The 3,821-nt window shown below is 70.7% G+C and carries 3 protein-coding genes and 1 pseudogene; all 4 read left to right on the plus strand.

Going from position 1 to position 3,821, the window contains the following annotated elements; genetic code table 11:
- A partial coding sequence (locus tag VB712_RS10760; protein ID WP_323254563.1) for a hypothetical protein occupies window positions 1-968 on the plus strand: 968 nt, incomplete at its 5' end.
- Between the two features lie 174 nt (window positions 969-1,142).
- Entirely contained in the window at window positions 1,143-1,763 is a 621-nt protein-coding gene (gene hisH, locus VB712_RS10765) for an imidazole glycerol phosphate synthase subunit HisH (RefSeq protein ID WP_323254564.1), read from the plus strand.
- A 2-nt stretch (window positions 1,764-1,765) separates the two neighbouring features.
- Window positions 1,766-2,554 (plus strand): imidazole glycerol phosphate synthase cyclase subunit, encoded by a 789-nt coding sequence (locus VB712_RS10770; RefSeq protein WP_323254565.1) that lies wholly within the window; start codon window positions 1,766-1,768, stop codon window positions 2,552-2,554.
- Window positions 2,555-2,672: 118 nt separating this feature from the next.
- A pseudogene (locus VB712_RS10775) lies at window positions 2,673-3,821 on the plus strand (hypothetical protein); the annotation flags it as partial.

Consider the following 3,821-nt stretch of genomic DNA (forward strand, 5'->3'; position numbering starts at 1 on the left):
TCTTCCTCGTCGACCCGCTCGTCCAGTCGGTCGCCCCCTTCACCCGCTCGCTGATCTTCCCGTCGATGGTGACGCTCGCCGACTTCAGCGTTCCCAAGCTGGTGTTCGGCACGATCCTCGTCGGCGCCCTCTGGCGCCGGCTGCAGCGGGCGCCGGGTCACGCCGTGCGGCGTCTCGCGACGGGGTGCCTGGCGGTGCTCGCCGTCGTGGCGGCTCTCGCCGCGTTGGGGCTGCTTCCCATCGTCAACCTGCAGAACCCGACGCTGATCCGCCTCTCCTTCGGCTTCTTCCTCGCGGATCTGCCCGGCCCCTTCGGCACCGAGTACGTCTACGCCGCGGCACTTCTCGTGGCCGCCGGCGTGCTCTGCACGGCCGCCCTGAAGTGCAGCGCGCCGCGGGCGGCGACGTTGCTGTGCGCGGGTATCGTCACCGCCTTCGGTGCCCACGAGGTCGTCAACGGGCGCTTCAACCGGGCGGAGCTGAGCCCCTCCCAGCGGGCCGCCTACGAATGGATCGGCCGCAGCGGCGACCCGGCCGAGACCCTCGTCCTGACGTCCTCGCAGCGCGACATCGCCGTGGAGGACGAGGTGGCGAACGTCGCCGGCGTGGCCCCCGACGGGCGGCCCTACGACTGGTCCCTCCCCTGGCTGCCGGTGATTTCCGACCGTGGCGCCGTCTTCAACCGGGGAAACTACGTCGCCCGCTTCACCGGCTCGATGCCGCTGGTCGCCGGCGAGCCGCCGCCGCTCGCCGCCCTCGACCGCGCCTACTGGCATCCCGCCGATCCCGAGAGCCTCGCCCTGATGCGGGCGTGGGGCGTCACGCACATCTACGTCCCCGACCGCCACCAGGCGATCCTCGCGGACGCCCTCGCCCGTGCGGCGGGCGTGACCCGCGTCTTCGCGACCCCGTCCGACGACTGGCCTACTCGCGAGAACGTCGTCTATCGTGTAGAGCCGGCCACCTGACCCTCGGACCCGAGCACCTCGCATCCCGTCGACTGAATGATTCCCCTCGCTCGCCCCACGACCGCGAGCCTCGCGTCGCGCACCCGAGGACGACGCTGCGCGCCGGACGCCTCGCTTGAGCACGCATCGCCGCGGGTGTAAGCGACGACGCGCAGCGCGCGGGAAAGGTCTTCCATGAAGGTCGCCGTCATCGACTACGGCATGGGCAATCTGAAGTCCGTCATCAACGCCTTCGACAGCGTCGGCGCGGACGCGGCCATCGTCGACGATCCGGCGCGGCTCGCCCAGGCCGAGCGGATCGTGCTGCCCGGCGTCGGCGCCTTCGCGCGCGGCATGCAGAACCTGCGCGAGGGCGGCTGGTGCGAGGCGCTCGAGGAGCAGGTCCGCGGGCGCGGCAAGCCGTTCCTGGGCTTCTGCGTGGGCATGCAGCTCCTCGTCGGGACCGGCCACGAGCACGGCGTCAACCCGGGCCTCGGCTGGATCGCCGGCGACTGCGTGCGCCTCACCCCGTCGGACCCGTCGCTGCGCGTGCCGCACATCGGCTGGAACGACGCCACGATCCACAAGCGGGACGGCGTCTTCCGGGACCTCGGCGAGGCCGCGACCTTCTACTTCGTGCATTCCTACGCGGTCGTGCCGCAGGATCCCTCCGTCGTCGCGGCCACCTGCGACCACGGCGGCCCGTTCGCGGCGGCCGTGGAGGTGGGCAACATCGCCGCCACGCAGTTCCACCCCGAGAAGAGCCAGCACGCCGGCCTGAAGATCATCGAGAACTTCCTCTCCTGGAGGCCGTGAGCATGCTCAAGACCCGCCTCATCCCGGTCCTCCTCCTGAAGAACGGCCTGCTCGTGCGCAGCGAGACCTTCTCGGTGCATCAGGTGATCGGCAACCCGTACTACGAGGTCAAGCGCTTCAACGAATGGAACGTCGACGAGCTGGTCTATCTCGACATAACCCAGGACGACCGCTACGACATCGGGCGCGACGACCACAAGACCAAGGACATGGGCGGGCCGCTCGCCATCCTCGAGGCGGTGAGCAAGACCTGCTTCATGCCGCTGACCTGGGGCGGGCGCATCCGCTCCACCGAGGACATGCGCGCGGTCTTCAACGCGGGCGCCGACAAGGTCGCCATCAACTCGCAGGCGTTCCGCGAGCCGGAGCTGATCACCCGCGGCGCGGCCATCTTCGGGAACCAGGCGATGGTGGTGAGCATCGACGCCAGGCGCGAGGAGGACGGCCGCCATCAGGTCTACATCGACGGCGGGCGCACGGCGACGGGCGTCGAGGCGACCGAGTGGGCACGCCGGGCGGAGGCCCACGGTGCGGGCGAGATCCTGCTGCAGAGCCTCGACCGCGACGGGACCGGGCGCGGCTACGACCTCGACCTCGTGCGCGCCGTGGCGGAGGCGACGACGATCCCGGTCATCGCCTGCTCGGGCGTCGGGCGATTCGAGCAGTACAAGCACGGCGTCGAGGCCGGCGCCGCCGCGGTCGCCGCCGCGAACATCTGGCATTTCAAGGAGCTCGCGGATCGCCAGGGCAAGCGGGCACTCGCGCGCGCCGGCGTGAACGTGCGGCTTTGAGCGATCCTGCACGTCCGGAGCCGAGATCTGGACAAGTGCGCGGCGGGCGCGCTACCTGCGGGGCGACGGCCGTGCTCGAACCTCCCGGCGACGTCTGCCGCACCTGGGAACCAGACCATTGACGCACCGCATCGGCCCGGGCCACGCGAGCCACGTCGCCATCATGCTGGGATGGCTGCTCGCCTACAACGTCGTTCTCCAGCTCGCGGGGGTGACGCGCACGATCCAGATCTGGGATCCCGTGATCCTGACGCAGATCCTCAACCCGCTCACCATCCTCCTCCTCGTCCTCGTCCCCGGCGACAAGAGCTTCCTGCTTCCCCGCGGCCCGATGCAGGCGCTCCTCCTGGCGAGCGTCGCCTTCGCGGCCGCCGTCGGGCTCGTGGGCATGCTGCTCGGCCAGGCGTTCAGCCTACGCTACGCGCTCTCGGCGCTGTTCAACGGTGCCGCCGCCTACGTCGTCTACAGCCTCGGCCGGGCCCTGCCCTCCCCGATCGCGGGGGCGCCGCCGTTCCGGCTCATCGCCTGGGCGGCGCTCGTCGCGGCCTTCGTCAGCATCACGGCCGTCATCGTGTTCGACCGGCTCGGCTTCGTCCAACGTTTCTCCGCGGACGCGTACAACCAATTGCTGCCCTTCGCCTATTTCCTGCCGGGGACCATGCTGGCGGCGCTGGCGACCCTGCTGCCCATCATCCTGTCGAACAAGCGCGGCGCGATCCTCATGGTGATCGCCGTCGGCGCCCTGTTCGTCGCCGCGCGCCTGGGCACGACCCGAATCGACCCGAAGCGCGCGATCCCTCTGGCGCTCGCAGCGCTCGCCGCCGGCGTGGTCGTCCTCGCCGTCGCCGCACCGCATCTGCAGAACACGCTCTGGCCCCGCGTCGTCGGCTTCCTCCAGGCCTCCTCGCTGGCGGAGCTGGACGTCGTCTCCGGCGGCCGGCTCGCCGAGCTGCGTGCGGCCTTCGCCGATCTGAGCCCGATCCAGTTCCTGCTCGGCGGCGGGGCCGGGTACTTCTATGCCTGGGAGTACGGCACGGAGGTCATCCTCCAGCACAACGTCCACTTCTCCCCCGCGACGCTGGCGCTGCGCTACGGCGTGCCGTTCGCCGTCGTCTTCTACGGCGTCGTCGGATGGGTGCTGCTGCGTGGGCTGATCGAGGCGCGCCTCGCGCGCTGGGACCGGGCGCGGCTCTTCCCGCTGCTCTACGTCGGCGGCGCGGCCGCCTACAGCCTCACCGCGTTCTCCATCCACATCGACCTGTTCTTC

Source organism: Spirulina sp. CCNP1310 (assembly GCF_034932185.1).
GTDB lineage: Bacteria > Cyanobacteriota > Cyanobacteriia > Cyanobacteriales > Spirulinaceae > Spirulina.